This window comes from Citrobacter sp. B72, assembly GCF_016894305.1.
GTDB lineage: Bacteria > Pseudomonadota > Gammaproteobacteria > Enterobacterales > Enterobacteriaceae > Citrobacter > Citrobacter portucalensis.
This window is the reverse complement of sequence record NZ_CP069802.1, coordinates 232,302-246,605: the sequence shown is the minus strand read 5'-3', so window position 1 is coordinate 246,605 and position 14,304 is coordinate 232,302. Positions and strand designations below refer to the sequence as shown.

General features: G+C 45.7%; 22 protein-coding genes and 1 pseudogene. 18 read left to right on the top strand and 5 right to left on the bottom strand.

Translation table 11 applies throughout. The features are described from left to right. Nucleotides 1–43: 43 nt before the first annotated feature. On the top strand, nt 44–577 hold the full coding sequence (locus tag JQN59_RS25390) for an HNH endonuclease (RefSeq protein ID WP_000241452.1): 534 nt from the start codon (nt 44–46) through the stop codon (nt 575–577). Between the two features lie 160 nt (nt 578–737). On the opposite strand, the gene JQN59_RS25385 is transcribed toward JQN59_RS25390, so the two are convergent. After that, the gene (locus tag JQN59_RS25385; RefSeq protein WP_004099053.1) at nt 738–1,706 is read right to left on the bottom strand and encodes an IS5-like element IS903B family transposase; all 969 of its coding nucleotides are present in this window, start codon (nt 1,704–1,706) and stop codon (nt 738–740) included. Between the two features lie 47 nt (nt 1,707–1,753). Between JQN59_RS25385 and JQN59_RS25380 the strand changes: the two genes are divergently transcribed. The 17 genes and pseudogenes from JQN59_RS25380 to JQN59_RS25305 all read left to right on the top strand — a co-directional run bounded on the left by JQN59_RS25380 (nt 1,754) and on the right by JQN59_RS25305 (nt 11,763). Then, nucleotides 1,754–2,365, top strand: coding sequence for a DUF6012 family protein (locus JQN59_RS25380; protein ID WP_239484232.1), 612 nt, complete (start codon nt 1,754–1,756; stop codon nt 2,363–2,365). 570 nt (nt 2,366–2,935) lie between these two features. Continuing rightward, complete coding sequence (locus tag JQN59_RS25375; protein WP_094935606.1) at nt 2,936–3,745, top strand: toxic anion resistance protein; 810 nt, start codon at nt 2,936–2,938, stop codon at nt 3,743–3,745. Next, entirely contained in the window at nt 3,742–4,854 is a 1,113-nt protein-coding gene (locus JQN59_RS25370) for a toxic anion resistance protein (RefSeq protein ID WP_000609386.1), read from the top strand. The genes JQN59_RS25375 and JQN59_RS25370 overlap by 4 nt, the downstream gene beginning before the upstream one ends. After that, on the top strand, nt 4,844–5,737 hold the full coding sequence (locus JQN59_RS25365; RefSeq protein WP_204528225.1) for a hypothetical protein: 894 nt from the start codon (nt 4,844–4,846) through the stop codon (nt 5,735–5,737). The genes JQN59_RS25370 and JQN59_RS25365 overlap by 11 nt, the downstream gene beginning before the upstream one ends. Nucleotides 5,738–5,911: 174 nt before the next feature. Next, nucleotides 5,912–6,139: a hypothetical protein gene (locus JQN59_RS25360; protein ID WP_000336109.1), complete on the top strand. Its 228-nt coding sequence runs from the start codon at nt 5,912–5,914 to the stop codon at nt 6,137–6,139. Nucleotides 6,140–6,317: 178 nt separating this feature from the next. Beyond that, a complete protein-coding gene (locus JQN59_RS25355; protein ID WP_000071366.1) occupies nt 6,318–6,638 on the top strand; it encodes a hypothetical protein in 321 nt (106 codons plus the stop codon). 516 nt (nt 6,639–7,154) lie between these two features. Continuing rightward, nucleotides 7,155–7,466, top strand: a complete 312-nt coding sequence (locus JQN59_RS25350; protein ID WP_001165367.1) for a DUF957 domain-containing protein — start codon at nt 7,155–7,157, stop codon at nt 7,464–7,466. Between the two features lie 4 nt (nt 7,467–7,470). Further along, the gene (locus JQN59_RS25345) at nt 7,471–7,962 is read left to right on the top strand and encodes a DUF3085 domain-containing protein (RefSeq protein ID WP_001371932.1); all 492 of its coding nucleotides are present in this window, start codon (nt 7,471–7,473) and stop codon (nt 7,960–7,962) included. Nucleotides 7,963–8,514: 552 nt separating this feature from the next. Further along, nucleotides 8,515–8,718 (top strand): hypothetical protein, encoded by a 204-nt coding sequence (locus JQN59_RS25340; protein WP_000781547.1) that lies wholly within the window; start codon nt 8,515–8,517, stop codon nt 8,716–8,718. A gap of 54 nt (nt 8,719–8,772) precedes the next feature. Continuing rightward, nucleotides 8,773–8,997: a hypothetical protein gene (locus tag JQN59_RS25335; protein WP_000551490.1), complete on the top strand. Its 225-nt coding sequence runs from the start codon at nt 8,773–8,775 to the stop codon at nt 8,995–8,997. 39 nt (nt 8,998–9,036) lie between these two features. Then, nucleotides 9,037–9,237: a hypothetical protein gene (locus JQN59_RS25330; protein ID WP_000814953.1), complete on the top strand. Its 201-nt coding sequence runs from the start codon at nt 9,037–9,039 to the stop codon at nt 9,235–9,237. A gap of 222 nt (nt 9,238–9,459) precedes the next feature. After that, complete coding sequence (locus JQN59_RS25325) at nt 9,460–9,771, top strand: hypothetical protein (RefSeq protein WP_000633161.1); 312 nt, start codon at nt 9,460–9,462, stop codon at nt 9,769–9,771. Between the two features lie 53 nt (nt 9,772–9,824). Beyond that, nucleotides 9,825–10,001: a hypothetical protein gene (locus tag JQN59_RS25320; protein ID WP_000802040.1), complete on the top strand. Its 177-nt coding sequence runs from the start codon at nt 9,825–9,827 to the stop codon at nt 9,999–10,001. A 145-nt stretch (nt 10,002–10,146) separates the two neighbouring features. Then, on the top strand, nt 10,147–10,428 hold the full coding sequence (locus JQN59_RS25315; protein WP_000703842.1) for a hypothetical protein: 282 nt from the start codon (nt 10,147–10,149) through the stop codon (nt 10,426–10,428). Nucleotides 10,429–10,644: 216 nt separating this feature from the next. Continuing rightward, nucleotides 10,645–11,250: a hypothetical protein gene (locus JQN59_RS25310; RefSeq protein ID WP_000137794.1), complete on the top strand. Its 606-nt coding sequence runs from the start codon at nt 10,645–10,647 to the stop codon at nt 11,248–11,250. A gap of 335 nt (nt 11,251–11,585) precedes the next feature. After that, nucleotides 11,586–11,696 (top strand): annotated as a pseudogene (locus tag JQN59_RS27095) (DUF5431 family protein); the annotation flags it as partial. Then, nucleotides 11,644–11,763, top strand: coding sequence for a type I toxin-antitoxin system Hok family toxin (locus JQN59_RS25305; RefSeq protein WP_223152483.1), 120 nt, complete (start codon nt 11,644–11,646; stop codon nt 11,761–11,763). The pseudogene JQN59_RS27095 and the gene JQN59_RS25305, both read left to right, overlap by 53 nt. Nucleotides 11,764–12,371: 608 nt before the next feature. On the opposite strand, the gene JQN59_RS25300 is transcribed toward JQN59_RS25305, so the two are convergent. From JQN59_RS25300 to JQN59_RS25285, 4 genes are all read right to left on the bottom strand, one after another. Continuing rightward, the gene (locus JQN59_RS25300; protein WP_000332796.1) at nt 12,372–12,692 is read right to left on the bottom strand and encodes a hypothetical protein; all 321 of its coding nucleotides are present in this window, start codon (nt 12,690–12,692) and stop codon (nt 12,372–12,374) included. A gap of 281 nt (nt 12,693–12,973) precedes the next feature. Then, nucleotides 12,974–13,177 (bottom strand): hypothetical protein, encoded by a 204-nt coding sequence (locus JQN59_RS25295; RefSeq protein WP_001015183.1) that lies wholly within the window; start codon nt 13,175–13,177, stop codon nt 12,974–12,976. Between the two features lie 46 nt (nt 13,178–13,223). Then, nucleotides 13,224–13,580 carry a hypothetical protein gene (locus JQN59_RS25290; protein WP_001371908.1) on the bottom strand — a complete coding sequence of 119 codons (357 nt, stop codon included), beginning with the start codon at nt 13,578–13,580 and terminating at the stop codon, nt 13,224–13,226. Nucleotides 13,581–13,633: 53 nt separating this feature from the next. Beyond that, complete coding sequence (locus tag JQN59_RS25285; RefSeq protein WP_001371889.1) at nt 13,634–14,236, bottom strand: hypothetical protein; 603 nt, start codon at nt 14,234–14,236, stop codon at nt 13,634–13,636. Nucleotides 14,237–14,304 lie beyond the last annotated feature (68 nt).

Here is a 14,304-nt window from a genome sequence, read left to right as displayed (position 1 = left end):
GCCAGTTCCTGTGCCCGTGAGCTTAGTAAAGGCGGAAAATGATATGGTCAAGGTGATAAATATCAACGGGAATTTAGTTGAATTACCTGAGCCCTCAGCAAAGTTATCCAAAGCTGAATCACCTGATGGTAGGTTCTCAAAACCTAAAAATAAGATCTCTAAAATACAGCGAGCTGAGCTGCGAATGAAATTTGGGGGGCGTTGTGCCTATTGTGGTTGCAAGCTTCCTGAAAAAGGGTGGCATGCCGATCATGTTGAGCCTGTTCGACGCGACTTTGAACTGGTGAGAGCCCCTGTCGGCAGCGGCGTAACTCATGTTGCCCGAAGTACGGGTAAGGTTATGCACCCTGAACTGCATGCTATAGAAAACTTATTTCCATCATGCGCCCCCTGCAACCTTTTTAAAGGAGCTTTTAGTGTTGAAGGAATGAGAAAAGAAATTACCAAACAGGTTGAACGGGCTCGCGCATATAGCGTGAATTTCCGTACCGCAGAACGTTTTGGGTTGCTTCATATTGTAGAAAAACCGGTCGTCTTCTGGTTTGAGCAGTATAACGAACAGAAACAAAACGAATAATTTCTGTGAAACATAAAAGAAGTTAATCAGCAGTGGTTTACTAATTAAAGAGTGATTTAAATATTTTGATGCTGCTGAGGAGCTGCCTGGTATATCCTTCAAAGGGCTTTGTTGAATAAATCAGATTTCGGGTAAGTCTCCCCCGTAGCGGGTTGTGTTTTCAGGCAATACGCACGCTTTCAGGCATACCTGCTTTCGTCATTTTGTTCAGCGCTCGTACCAGGGCCATAGCCTCCGCAACCTGACCATCGTAGTCACGCAGCGTCAGTGAACCCCCGAACAGCTGTTTTACCCGGTACATCGCCGTTTCCGCTATCGAGCGACGGTTGTAATCTGTTGTCCATTTCCACCGCGCATTACTCCCGGTCATTCGCTGATTAGCCACTGCACGGTTACGGTCTGCATATTCACCGGGCCAGTAACCCGCACCTTTTCGGGGAGGGATAAGCGCGCTGATTTTCTTACGCCGCAGTTCATCGTGACAGAGCCGGGTGTCGTAAGCGCCGTCTGCCGATGCTGCCCTGATTTTTCTGTGAGTCTGCCGGATAAGACCCGGGAAGGCTTCTGAGTCCGTCACATTGTTCAGCGACAGGTCAGCGCAGATGATTTCATGTGTTTTACTGTCAACGGCGAGATGCAGCTTACGCCAGATACGGCGGCGTTCCTGGCCATGCTTTTTGACTTTCCACTCGCCTTCACCGAAGACCTTCAGCCCGGTGGAATCAATTACCAGGTGTGCGATTTCACCCCGGGTGGGCGTTTTGAAACTGACGTTAACCGACTTTGCCCGCCTGCTGACACAGCTGTAATCCGGGCAGCGTAGCGGAACGTTCATCAGAGAAAAAATGGAATCAATAAAGCCCTGCGCAGCGCGCAGGGTCAGCCTGAATACGCGTTTAATGACCAGCACAGTCGTGATGGCAAGGTCAGAATAGCGCTGAGGTCTGCCTCGTGAAGAAGGTGTTGCTGACTCATACCAGGCCTGAATAGCTTCATCATCCAGCCAGAAAGTTATGGAGCCACGGTTGATGAGGGCTTTATTGTAGGTGGGCCAGTTGGTGATTTTGAACTTTTGCTTTGCCACGGAACGGTCTGCGTTGTCGGGAAGATGCGTGATCTGATCCTTCAACTCAGCAAAAGTTCGATTTATTCAACAAAGCCCCTTCAAAGGAGAAAATGATGTATCTGCATCTTGTGCCCCGTATTCTTCACCATATGAAAAACAAGTGTACTCTCGTGTCAGTTTCTGTACCTGAATTGTCACTTGAGCTTAAAGCTGATTCGCTGGTGGCAATGAAACCTTATCCCAACAAGTCCTACCACGTTGTCATGTTGAAGGGGCGACGTGCATTAAATGGCTTTCTGGTAAAAAGCCCACGGACTTTAACTGAGTTCACAATGATAACAATCTGGGAAATTGAAGGCTTTGGAAAAATTAGTCATACCGTAAAAACGCTCGTTCAGGACAAAGACTATGACTTGGTCTCCCATGATGTCCTTTTGGCACATGCATACCATCAGAGGGAGGAAGAATTGGGGTACCGTGTACATCCATCCTATGACAGTCTAGCTCCCGTCGATTTTGAACCAACAATGCAGTCAAGGTACATAAAGGAATCCGATCTTTCCCACGACGTATGGGAAACCTATTCATGGGGGGAATTGCTGCGTTCGCGTGAAGAGACATTTCTGGCGATGACCATGTCATCTGCTCGTTTAAGCCATCCAGCATTCATCAGAGGAAACCGACTTCCTCAAACTGACCTGGCCATCATTATCAGTTCGTAACGACCTTTTATTCTTTTTGATGCCAGGCGAGTCTCCTTTTGCCTGGCCACTTTGATTTATTGCCTGGGAGTAACCTATGGATGAGCAAGATATTCTCCGCGTTATAAACGGCCGTGAGATTGATGCTTCTGACCTCCTGGAAGAAGCTATGCCGAACGCAGCCCGACGCTTTTATCGTTTAACTAACAGCATGAACAAATTGCTTTAGGAGGTCAGGGAGCACTTTCCTGACGCGATGTATTACTCTGCCAGCGGAACGGTAAGCCTGCTGTTGGGGAGCAGCCACGACAACAATGACCATCCGGTTAGAGAAATGGTCGCTGTAAGGTCACCAGATCTAAACATTGAAGGCGGTGATTGGTAGGTCAAGCAGGGGATCTATGTGCACTTCATGTCCTAACTTCATCCAGTGCTGAATTCAGTGCACAGACAGTAGGGGACTTCTCCTTTAATCAGAATGGCAAAGGGTTACGTGAGGATCAGATTCTATTTTTTTGCCTCGAAAACGGATAAACCCAGGTTTTGGCGCTTTAACCGAAAAATCAGCAGAACGGTAAATGATAGGCTGTCATGGATAACCATTTTGAGGCAAAAATGAACGTTTCAACTGACAGCAGCAACATATCGATAGCAGAACTCAAAGAAGAATTTATACCCGGTCTTCTGCTTAATGCTGGGGCAATAAGCCATTACGGCGACTCGGGTTTATCTTCGAAGGCTATGGATAAGTATTCAAATCTTCTGGAGAAAGACGCAGTTACCGCTTTATCAGGAGCCTTGAACCGTATCGTAAGTGCCTTAGCGGAGGCAGATCCACGTTCTATCAGTAGCAATCCATCCTGGTTTTCCCGCTTTACGGGCAAACACCTTGAAAAGCGCGTTCGTTACCAACACGCACGTGAGAAGGTGGAAAATCTTATTAATGAGGGGAACGGATATCTGACACATGTGAATGAGACGCTACTGGCTTTAGAAGAGCTGCTTGAAACATATGTGTCAGAAATCAAACGCCTTAAAATTTTTATCCAGGCAGGCCATGAGTTCCTTAGGGATTCTACCGAAGAAAAAAATAGTGACGATCTAAGCCTTGTCTTCGATAAACCGAGGGAAAGATTTGCCAGACGTTTAGCTAACCTGGCAACACTGCTTGCGTCTCATGAAATGGCCGCCATGCAGATGGAAATCACTCGCGGGACTTGTATAGATATTGCTGACCGCTTTAACGAAACTATAAAAGTCCTGGTTCCAGTATGGCGGCAACACACACTTTCGCTGTTATCAGTAAATAACACTGACCCTACGATTGTTAGAAAAGCTAATCAGGCCCACGAGGCTCTTCTAAAAAGCCTGCGACAAAATTTAGAGGGATTCCAAAAATGATTAATAATTTGACCACCAAAACTGAGGTTGTTGCTTTTACTTTGACTTCCGCTGAACTGGAAAAGTTCGGGCTGAATGAGCAAGATGAACAAGAGATTAAAGCCGTCGCGGAATGCATTAATGCCGATGATCCAGGAACAGTTTATCGTTTTGGCCGGGCAATGGGGGAAAACACTGCTAATTATGCGGATAGCCTGCTTGAGCAAATTCGCAATAAAGATTTAGACGAAGCCGGGAGCAAATTAACTGAAATTATCAACCTTGCAAGAAATGTAAACATCTCGAACTTAACTGAAAGTCGTTCAAATCTGCCAGTTATTGGCCCTTTGTTGGATAAAATCCGCACCCGTGGGAAGAATTTCGCCGCACAGTTTGAATCAACTCGTGAACAAATCGATGCTCTGGTTTCAGAGGTTTCAGTTACACAGAATAGCCTCGGTTCTAATAATATTTCGCTCCAGCAAATGTTTGATGAAGTCGTTAAAGAACACCACTTAACAGGTGTACATATTGCTGCCGGTAAATTAAGGCTGGGAGAATTACAATTAAAAGCAGAAAATCTCAGAGCTAATGTTGGTAACAATCCTGCTAAGTTCCAGGAAGTATCTGATCTGGATACGCTAATTGCTAATTTAGAAAAACGTATTGGCGATTTAGTTGTTTCTCAGCAGTCTGCTATGCAAGTATTGCCAATGGTACGGATTATACAGGCAAATAACCAAAGTCTTATCGACAAGTTTCATAGCGTCAAAGAGGTTACTGTCCCTAATTTCAAGCGTCAGTTTCTGTTAGCCATTTCTCTAAATGGACAGCGTAACGCTGTAAATCTTGCCAATGATATCGATAATGCCAACAATGAGTTACTCCGTAGTAATGCAAAATTACTGCATCGCAATGCAGTAGAAACTATGAAAGCAAACCAACGGCTGGTTATTGATATAAGCACCCTTAAAGAGGTGCAGGATACGCTTATCCAGACGGTTGGCGATGTTGTTAAAATCCAGAGAGAAGGGGCTATTAAGCTCAGGGAAACAGAAAAACAGGTTCTTGCCATGCGTGAGAATTTGCGCACCCGACTGACACAAAAAGGGGTAGATCATGGTGCGTAACCTTAAGAGTAGTGACGATTTTTCCCGTGAACTGTCATTTCTTTTTCACCGGTCTATAAAGATTAGAAATTCAGGTTTCGCGATATTTGGTGCGGGCCTGCTGATAATGATTTTTGGTCTTTGCTTGTGGTTGCTGTCATTACACCTCTCACCTTCAGTTCTGGACTTTGATATTGATGTGCCCTTGTCATTCTTCAATTCATCTGAAGGTGAAGATAAGTTAGTGGTTTCGGATTTTGGCGATGCATTTGGAGGCTTCCTAACTACATATTCTAAGTTGCTATTAGGGATTATGGGGCTATTAGTAGTTTCTTCAACTGCCTTTAAAATTTTAAAGGGGGAGGAAATAGGTGAGATATTCCCGATGCTTCTAATTGCTGGCGCTTTTCTTATCGGCTTGTCAGTTTTTACATCTGCTTTAGGTTCGGAAGAGACTGATGCCACTTCAGCTTCGACTGTAAAGGTTATCAAGAAATATGTAAAACATGAAAAATACGATAAACTTGTCGCATATTTAAATGATAGTAATTGGCCCTCAGGCGAAGAGGTATCTGTAAACTATTTAAAGGCGCAACTACATATAAAACTCGGCAAGCCAGATGTGAAGTTAACACAGAATGTTGTTAGGGCGTATATGTCTGGTGTATTACAGTCAAATATTCCCGTGAAAGTTCGTTATGCATTGGAAAAGACAGCTTTAGATAAATCCGTCTCACCACTTGCGATTCGTTATGAGCAAAAACGTATGTCTAAATCACATATCTTTTCAAAAGCGTCGGTTAATTGTCTTAAAGTAGGTAGTCCCGTCGCATTCGTTGGCGTTTTGTTCGCTCTTCTTGGTATAAAAATCAGGCGGCGAGTCAGATTCTTAGAATCAAATTGAATGAAAGCCCGGTACGCTGGGCTTTTTTATTCAGTAACTTTTATCAAATATGTAGTAATTTACCGGAATCTGCTTCTCCAGCTTGTTAGCTGAAAAGCTTACTCAAGTATAATAATCTACTTCTGATTATGTTTTTTATGGTTTTATTTTTACACAACTTATTAAGGATACATGATGTGTAACTTTACTCCTGTTCAAATTATTGCTGATTATATACTGAGGTTTCTTAAAAATAATACTGATGCCAAGCTTTATGAGGCAATGCAGCGTCTTGAAAAGAAAATTGGTCAGTTTGTCGCTGATGGGGTTGATGAACATCAATTACGCTCTTCATTAAGCAAAGTCTGTCGATCTCGTTCCAGGGCGGCTCTTAAAGAGGAGTGTGAACAACTCATTCCATAAAAAGAACATCATACGGGAAAGTTACTTTAACGGTGAATGGCTCGCTTCTGGCGGTTTAAGTTGACGGCCATTCCTACCATAGCCATCATAAAGTATGATTAGCATTCGAGTGTGGCACTACTAATTTTAATGGGCTACGCATTCAGTCTCCACCTCTCTAACTATAAAGGTTCTTTTCATGTCCAATAGCTTCGATAAGCCGCAAACGCTCCCGGTACATAATTCTGATGCCGAACCCTTTTTTCCGAAAAACCTTGGTCCATTTATCGAGCAGGTATCCGGAAGGGATCTGGCAATGCTCACAGAATCAGAGAAGGAAAAACTTGCGCACCTGATCAGAACTGGGCGTAAATATGGAGTTTCTGTCGCTATCGTTCCTGATACAGATTCTGCTGAGCTTCATGAATTACTGTCTAATGCCGATTCCATTGAAAGGCAGTTTTCCATCTATGAACGCATCCAGACGAAGATTGCGTTCACGCGGTGTCAGGAAGCATAAACAAAGTGAGAAATACAACTACGTGGTATGACGTAGAACATATTGAAATCACCACAGGCGAGCGAGGCGGCAGGATATGGGTGCTGAAGCTCTCCTGTGGCCATACAGTATTTCGCCGAATACCTCCTATACGTCTTCATAACCTCACAGCTTTTTCTCTGCGGGAGCCCCCAGAAAAATGTCGGTGCTCTCTTTGCAATTCAAGTCCATAATAAAGCCTTTTTAAAGGCCACAAACTGCATATCACTGGATAAATCATCCTCTACAGCGTTCATTCTTAAACGCAAAATTTATATTTCATTCATTCTATTTTAAAAGCGTTATAAAAGACGGAATCCTATTTAGTCTGTTTGATGCTTAAATCATCTTCAGTGCCTTTTATCTTTTACCCAGCGACTTTAACATTAACCTGAGCAGAAAACTTGTTTTCAAACTAAGTTCGAAAACTTTCTGCTCAGGTTATTAGCCGGGTAAGCCACTTTGTTATATTTGTTTCATGTTAACAGAGGAGGCGATATGCAAATTGAAAAGGTGATGTCATTACTTGAAGTGCTTTCAAGCTGGCTTGAAGATAACATCAATATGGATTCTGAAATTATCTTTGATAATGACGAAGATAATACCAACTCAGAAATTCTGTATCCTGCTGTAGAAAAGGCTAATGCCGTTTTGCGCAAAATGGCATCTTTATCTTCAGATTCTGTTCATGCAATTCGACAGCGCTTGCAGCTTGCCGTAGAAGGCAAAGCTGAATTGTCCCTCAAGGATGTGGGAGAGCTTCTGCTGGCAACAAAGTATCTGATGTTGTCCACTGAAGAGGGAGAGTAAGCCTGTGACCACTCTCGTATTTGAAATGGCAGATATCAATAAACTGATCGAAGAAATTCGCACCGCAAAAACGTTTTCGGTCACCCCAGATCAGATCTATGACCCGGCATGCTATCCGGGGGGAGCCCTCCTTAACGCTGAGGGACAGACTGAAGAAGAGGCGCGTAAAGCTGGTAGGGTTTTCTTTCCCTCATCCTCAAAAATTGCCAGCACACATCTGGTGCCAAAAGTGCTTCTCGCGCACAGTCATGGTGTATACCTGATCACTAATGCTGAGCTTGAGGGCTCTCCCGCATCCCGCGATACTGTGGCTTACGCCCAGGGGATGAATCCAAAACTGGATGAGGACTGGGATTACGCTTGTGATGCCGCTTTGGGTGGGTCTGATTGTAGCTATACCATTCCCGTTGAGTGGCTGGAGTTAGCGGTAGAGCAGGGTTTTCAGGAGTTTCGACTTCGAATGAGTGAAACCAATATCAAACTTGTCAGCAAATAGTATGTCCTTGCTGTATCCAGTCAAACATTGTCCGCCAGTCGAGCTGCTGGCGGATTGTTTTATATAAGGCCGGGAAGGTATGTCAGGTTTAAGCAGTTCCGCCCAGAAGCTTACAAGGGCGCAGATTTACGTGTTAAGACGGATGGCATCCGGCACGATCTATGATATCTCTGGCAATTTCAGACGGGCCAGAGAACGGCGTACGTTTATGGGGAATCCTGATGATGTGACGTGCAGGAGCTCTCCGGTCCTGTTCCGGCTGGGCCTCGTGGAGTTATGCCAGCCAGTAAGGCATCTGGAGCCAGGTTTATACTATCGGCTCAAGTTGAGCTCCTCAGGGCATGAAGCTCTTAAGGCGAACGCACACCTCTAACATTTGAGATAGTTCGTTCGCAGCCAGGAAAGTAACTTTCATCTCAAGTGTGACCCTTACTACCTCATTTATGAGTAAAACCCCCCTCTGATATGTCGAAAATGCTCATTTATACGAAAATAGTTTCTCTTCAGGTGTGATGTAATTACTGAGAATTCTCCCTGAATGGAAGGCAACCGATGAAAATGTTTTTTACCCCTTATGTTCGTATCGTTTTCTATTTTTGCGCATTGATTTTTATTGTTTACAGTTTCAGTGATTTTTTCCAGGGCGTCCCTGACAGCACCTTCTTCAGTGCGGTCATCACGCTACTTGTTATCGGAACCATTGTTGCCCGGCATCTGGATCGCAAAAAATCTCTCAAATATACTTCACAGATTTAAGTTTCCACTCAGGCCACTCTCGGGTGGCTTTTATAATTTAATAAGGACCGGTTCATGCATAACCACGAAATTCAGACCATTGCTATATTTAGTGCCCAGTATAAAAACATCGAAGATGCTGAAAATGCAGGTGCTTTATATTCAGTAGATATTGAATATCCGATGACACTAAATGATTTATCGCGGCTTTGCGACTCTATTGCCGAAGCAGTAGGTGTGCCTGGCGGCGTCAAATACCAGTTCGTGTCCCAGCCGGAAGCGCATGAAACCAGCTTCTGATAACCAGTAACCAAACTGCCTAAAAGCAGGTGCAAAGCCATGAAACAAACAAAGTCTTCTATGTCACGTATTGTGCAGCTGTACGACGGGAGCCGATACGGAAACTGCGAGCAGGCTGATAACGAAGGAGAGCTTTTTACGGTGGTGTTGAATAAGCCTTCGCAGATCGATGACATCCGTAAAATCGTAGACACAACCGCCGAAGTACTTGGCAAAGCTTTGCCAGTACTCCTCTTTTAAAGCTTACATCCGTGAAGGATAATTACGGTCTTACTACTTTCAGTTTTTCATTCCAGTGCCGTCCATTTTAATTTATCGATTTTAAGCGGTCGGCGCTATTTCATTGTTTCTTTTCCGACTGTAATTCCTTATATATAGGAATATTTCAAAGAATTTATCTCAGGTTATTTGTGGCGTGGTGCCAGTTGTTATAATGATTCCACATAATCTGGAGAGTCAATCATGATCACATCTCTAATGAATTTCCGCGATTTAACCGGAGAGGCAGTCATCCAGGCGCGGCAATGCGTTATTAATGCTGAGATCGAAGCGGCCCGGGAAAAGGTAATTCATGCTCGTTCGTTATTCAAAGCGGGTATACATAATGTTGTAAACGGTAGTTCTGGCATTAAGGCTGCGGCAGCACATTTTCTGGTGATAAAACGTTTACAGACTGACACTCGGTATCTGGACGCGGTTATCACTGATAACCTTTGCATGTTTTCTCCTGAGGGTTATCTGTATCTGTTTATGCAACAACGTTATTTCCTATAAAACAATGGGTTAGGTAAGTATCTTTCCATTAAAAACATTAAAAAGGTGACTTGATGAAACCATTTGGACTTGCCGGAAAACCCCGGCCCGAACCTTGCGGCTGCTGCTGGTATACCCGTGAGGACTGCCCTTACGTCAGCGCAAAACAGATCTATCGCCGCAGGCAGCGCAAGGCAGAACGCCAGCGTCAGCGCAGCACCATTGTGATGGCCGTTTCTGAATTTCGCTGACCTCTTCTGGAAATATCATTTTTTCTCCAGAAGAATTTTAAAATAAAGGGAAATCTTTTCACGGGTATCTGATGTTTATTGTTTATGGTAAATTGCGCCACATTAATTGTTTGTGGCGCAGTTCGTGATGGCTTAAGGATATAATATGAAAATCAGCCAGCTGGAATCCGGGATGCAGGTTTGGTCTGTAACCCGTACCAAAATGGGAAATACCACCATTTCAACGGTCATTGTCCACCCCGTTGTCATTATTGAAATTCATGATAACCATGTGATTGCTCGCTGGAACGGCAATGCACCACGTCGGTTTGGAGAAACGGCTATCAGGGGCTGGAAGAAGGAGAAGCCACTGCTTGTCCGTGAGCCTTTCGGAAATGTTCGTCTGGCCACCCGGGCTGAAAAAACCGCTATGCAGGAAAAAGAGTAATACCCCCTTTTAGCACCCACAATTTCACCGTCCATCTGCCTTTAACCTTGCCTGTTATTAACGGAATCCTTTCTGACTGGGCGGATCCCACGCATAACCTGAACTGTTGGCTAACCGTCTTACAGCCAAATTCCCTCCTTTATCTGGCAGGAGTGCGTCCGTGAGCTCTGTATGATCTACGTGTTTGTTAAGTAGAGCACATAACAGGAGTGGGGTATGACTGAATTAAATAAAAGCCCGTCCGGTTTTTCCGGAGCTGATGTCAGTAAAGAACAGGCTGCCATAAGGGCACTTGTAGAAAGAGTAGTGACCAACTATCGCAGCCGGACAGCACCTGATCGGGTTCAAAAGGCTTCGGTAGCGTTTAATGGGGGATTAATCCTGACCCTGATGCTGGCCTTGACGCTATTGGGCTACCTTGTGGCGGAATTGCTCAGGGGGTATGTTGCGGATAGTTCACCCTATGTGCCCGGTCTAAGTTATTCGCAATTTTCGATGCTTATGGTCGTTGAGCTGTGTCTATGCTTTCTTGCATGGTTTTTGGTTGTCACAGGGGACTATCCCCGGCCGTGGATATTTCAGGTAGTCCCGATGGAGCAGTACTGGTTCTTTGACGAAGTGGATGACGACGATCTTGCCCGGCTTTCCTGTAACCCTTACATCAAGCGCTGGCTACTTGATGAAATGTCCGGTATTCATCGACTGACCTACACGAGGCTGCATGATCGACTGGAGCGCATCTGTAATATTGCATCCCATCTCGAATACAGCCGTATTCAGGCACATAAGATTTCCCTAATCAACGGAAGCAGTGCCTCCTGATCCTACCATTGCATCCGGAAATTAAACGGGCAGGAACTGCACTGTATGTTCCGACCCAGCAGCTGCCCGTTACCCTTTTCTTTAGTATAAAATGACTTTCGCCGACAACCGGAAGTGAATCATGTCAAATAAATGAAAAATCAGTAATTTATGTAGGCGGGGTGTTTGGCTGATCAGGGCAGGGTGGTATAATAACGCTGGTGCTGGAGGCTTTTGCCCCAGCCAGCGGTAACACTGTTTGACTGTGGTAAAAGCAGAAAGCCCCGAGTAATTTTTCAATTAACCCGAGGCCCCTGTATGCTAGTCACATTCAGAGTAGCCTCTTGCCTGCTTAAATGCAAGGAGAAGAAGGCCATGAAAATGCCGAACCAACCCATTGTTTTGTGCATATTAATAGTTTGTTTAACGCTGTTGATATTCACCTGGCTCACACGAAACTCGCTTTGCGAGTTGCGGATGAAAGACGGAACAAGGGAGGTATCTGCTATCCTGGCCTACGAATCCGGTAAGTAGCTGACAAAGAGGGGGGCAACCCCCTCTTTTCGGGGTGTGGATTAGTATGCCATCGGCACCTTTTGAAAGGGTTTCTCCAGTCGGGGAAACCCTTTTTTCCTCCCGTCTTGTGGCATATAGCCTTTTGTATAAATCAAGAACCAGACCCAAAGAGTCCCACTTCACGCAAACCGTTCAAAAGCCTTAGCGTAATCCAGTCGGGAAAAATTTCACCGGTGCTCGTCCGGGCACGTACCGGAAACAATGGACTTCTCACTGGTCGGTAGCTCATAGAACGTAGCCATTGCGGTCAGTCCTTATTCTGTACCCAGTAGAGTTTTATGGCCGTCTGGCAAATCGTTCAAACATTGTCATTTCTGTTCTCGCTGCATCCGGTCAAATGATACGGTGAATTCAGCTCATGGGCATTCGCATCGCAGTCTACGAAGGCACCAGAAGTTTGAGGATGTTACGCAAAGAACAGTTATCAGGTTTGCTGGTGGGCGTAATGCCTACCTCTACTTTACTTCATAGGGATTCTTCTGCGGGGAAGCAAGAATTGACTCAACGTTGTCCGGTCGTACCAGATTTGTCGCGGAAAGCGCCTTTTTGTGAGGGGGGCCGCAGCGCTAAACCTTTTCCTGGAACGACATGAAGGACAGCAGAGCGTCCGCCCTGGAGGACAGCTCAATACAGTCTCCACGCTGCGGTTCTATCTCTTCGTCAATGGTTTCATTGTACCAAATACGCAGCCGCCATCCCTTCGCAGGGAAAGCGCTCTGCATCGCCAGGACCATCCCCTCCGGCGACAGCAGTTCTCGACAGAGGTAGCAGGCCCCGATCCGGGTTGAATCCCGCAGCCACATTACGGGATACTCTTTAACCAGTTGGTCATACACGCATTCTGCCATATGAAAGTAATTTTCGTCAGCCCTGCAAAAATCACACATTCGATTTCCTTAAATGGTGTTCATCGAGATAATTCAGAAAGTTGATTCGCCAAACTACGGGGCATTTCTTTAATGGCGGAGCTTTACATCACTATTTCTGTCATTTTCAAATCCGCCGGATACAGCAATAATTGCACCGAACAGCGGTTTGAACTGCAATGCATCCGTAGGGTATGCGACAATAATAAGGCTCTTCCCGTACTCTTAAAAATGGAAGAGTTTAAAACCCATACTGCTGGGATGAGCGAAGCACGGTACATTATGCCAGCGTATAAGGGCCGTCATAACTTGTTTTTTTCTAGAACACGGCGAAGTTTTCTTACCTGGGAAGCTGTGGAAAGCGTACCGGTTCGGGGATGGCATGCGCTTGCCTTTTCACCTGGTTTGAGTACATAGGCTAATGCCAGCTCGTTCAGAGCCGCCTCAGCTTTCAACAGGGCCTCAATGGCCGTGTTCAGGTATACAGTTCGGCTCTCATGGTTCATCAGGATTTTCCTCACAAGGGTAAAAATGACAGGCGATACCTGCCGTTTACCCTTTGTCTCCGTTAAGAATGGCATCACGGCAGGCTTCCCAGATTACCTGGGCATTAGCATCACACTCCACGAACCCGCCGCACTGATCGTATATCACCTGGTATACCTCAGGGGGAATCTTCCCAGGCGCAACCGGAGTTGAGCGTTTGCCTTTATGAATCTCATCTGCGGTATCACAGACAGCGTCGAGATGCCGCGACATCCACTCAGATAATTTCAGACCCTCTCGATTTGCCTGTTTTACATAGCGAACCTTTCTGGAAACCGTAGATCGCATCTGAATCTGTGTCACAGCTGGCACATCTTCTTTCATGGCATTCTGTAATGCAGCTTTGGGCTTTTTCATGTTCATGGTTGCTTTAAATTATTCTGGAGTTCGTCTGATATAAATGCTGACGTGATCTGTCAGCGTCGCTTAAATAGTTTATCGCCTTCCGCCAGTTCGCCGTTGAGCTGTTCAATCACGCTCCAGATGAGCCGATCATCCGGCGTTGAGCCTGCACACTCTTTCACGACCGCCACGGGTCTAAATTCTTCAGGGTCTGCCTGCCCGGAGGTGAAGAGCCTGCTCTCAATCCAGTGGGCCCCCTCTGTGCAGCAGTGGCAACTGGTTTCAGGTGGTTCATCCAGACCGTCCACTCCACAGGCTGAGCAGGTGAACAGTTTGCGAGACCCACCAGCCAGTGGCGTATCGCAAGCTGCTGGAAGTGCGCCAGCATTGCGCCAGTACAGCACATGATTTGAATCGTAGCAGTGTCCATGAAGCAGAAGCGAAACGCCGCAACTGCGAGTTTCAATGGCTTTGCCTGTGCCAAGGTATTGCCCGATCTCGTCCCATACGTCCACTAAGGTGTCAGGCAGCGGACGCGTAACAGGGAACTTAGCGCAGTCGTCCGGGGTGCCTTTAATGCAGCAGAGGGCCGAATACGCAAGCTCCTGCATTTCGTAGGAGTACTGACCACATACCACGCGTTCCAGTTTGTCGATTAGTTGTTCTTTATTCATCATACTCAGCCTTATTAAACAAATTCATTACGCCACTGGCACCATCTGGCCGGAGCAGACTGCGGCCCGGT

Excerpts from the sequence above, each read along its gene's own strand:
- JQN59_RS25330 (WP_000814953.1), top strand. The coding sequence starts at position 9,037 with ATGAAACAAACAAAGTCTTCTATGTCACGTATTGTGCAGCTGTACGAC.
- JQN59_RS25365 (WP_204528225.1), top strand. The coding sequence starts at position 4,844 with ATGGTGCGTAACCTTAAGAGTAGTGACGATTTTTCCCGTGAACTGTCA.
- JQN59_RS25335 (WP_000551490.1), top strand. The coding sequence starts at position 8,773 with ATGCATAACCACGAAATTCAGACCATTGCTATATTTAGTGCCCAGTAT.
- JQN59_RS25375 (WP_094935606.1), top strand. The coding sequence starts at position 2,936 with ATGGATAACCATTTTGAGGCAAAAATGAACGTTTCAACTGACAGCAGC.
- JQN59_RS25380 (WP_239484232.1), top strand. The coding sequence starts at position 1,754 with ATGATGTATCTGCATCTTGTGCCCCGTATTCTTCACCATATGAAAAAC.
- JQN59_RS25320 (WP_000802040.1), top strand. The coding sequence starts at position 9,825 with ATGAAACCATTTGGACTTGCCGGAAAACCCCGGCCCGAACCTTGCGGC.
- JQN59_RS25285 (WP_001371889.1), bottom strand. The coding sequence starts at position 14,236 with ATGATGAATAAAGAACAACTAATCGACAAACTGGAACGCGTGGTATGT.
- JQN59_RS25360 (WP_000336109.1), top strand. The coding sequence starts at position 5,912 with ATGTGTAACTTTACTCCTGTTCAAATTATTGCTGATTATATACTGAGG.
- JQN59_RS25325 (WP_000633161.1), top strand. The coding sequence starts at position 9,460 with ATGATCACATCTCTAATGAATTTCCGCGATTTAACCGGAGAGGCAGTC.
- JQN59_RS25340 (WP_000781547.1), top strand. The coding sequence starts at position 8,515 with ATGAAAATGTTTTTTACCCCTTATGTTCGTATCGTTTTCTATTTTTGC.
- JQN59_RS25390 (WP_000241452.1), top strand. The coding sequence starts at position 44 with ATGGTCAAGGTGATAAATATCAACGGGAATTTAGTTGAATTACCTGAG.
- JQN59_RS25370 (WP_000609386.1), top strand. The coding sequence starts at position 3,742 with ATGATTAATAATTTGACCACCAAAACTGAGGTTGTTGCTTTTACTTTG.
- JQN59_RS25295 (WP_001015183.1), bottom strand. The coding sequence starts at position 13,177 with ATGAACCATGAGAGCCGAACTGTATACCTGAACACGGCCATTGAGGCC.
- JQN59_RS25315 (WP_000703842.1), top strand. The coding sequence starts at position 10,147 with ATGAAAATCAGCCAGCTGGAATCCGGGATGCAGGTTTGGTCTGTAACC.
- JQN59_RS25350 (WP_001165367.1), top strand. The coding sequence starts at position 7,155 with ATGCAAATTGAAAAGGTGATGTCATTACTTGAAGTGCTTTCAAGCTGG.
- JQN59_RS25290 (WP_001371908.1), bottom strand. The coding sequence starts at position 13,580 with ATGAACATGAAAAAGCCCAAAGCTGCATTACAGAATGCCATGAAAGAA.
- JQN59_RS25355 (WP_000071366.1), top strand. The coding sequence starts at position 6,318 with ATGTCCAATAGCTTCGATAAGCCGCAAACGCTCCCGGTACATAATTCT.
- JQN59_RS25310 (WP_000137794.1), top strand. The coding sequence starts at position 10,645 with ATGACTGAATTAAATAAAAGCCCGTCCGGTTTTTCCGGAGCTGATGTC.
- JQN59_RS25300 (WP_000332796.1), bottom strand. The coding sequence starts at position 12,692 with ATGTGTGATTTTTGCAGGGCTGACGAAAATTACTTTCATATGGCAGAA.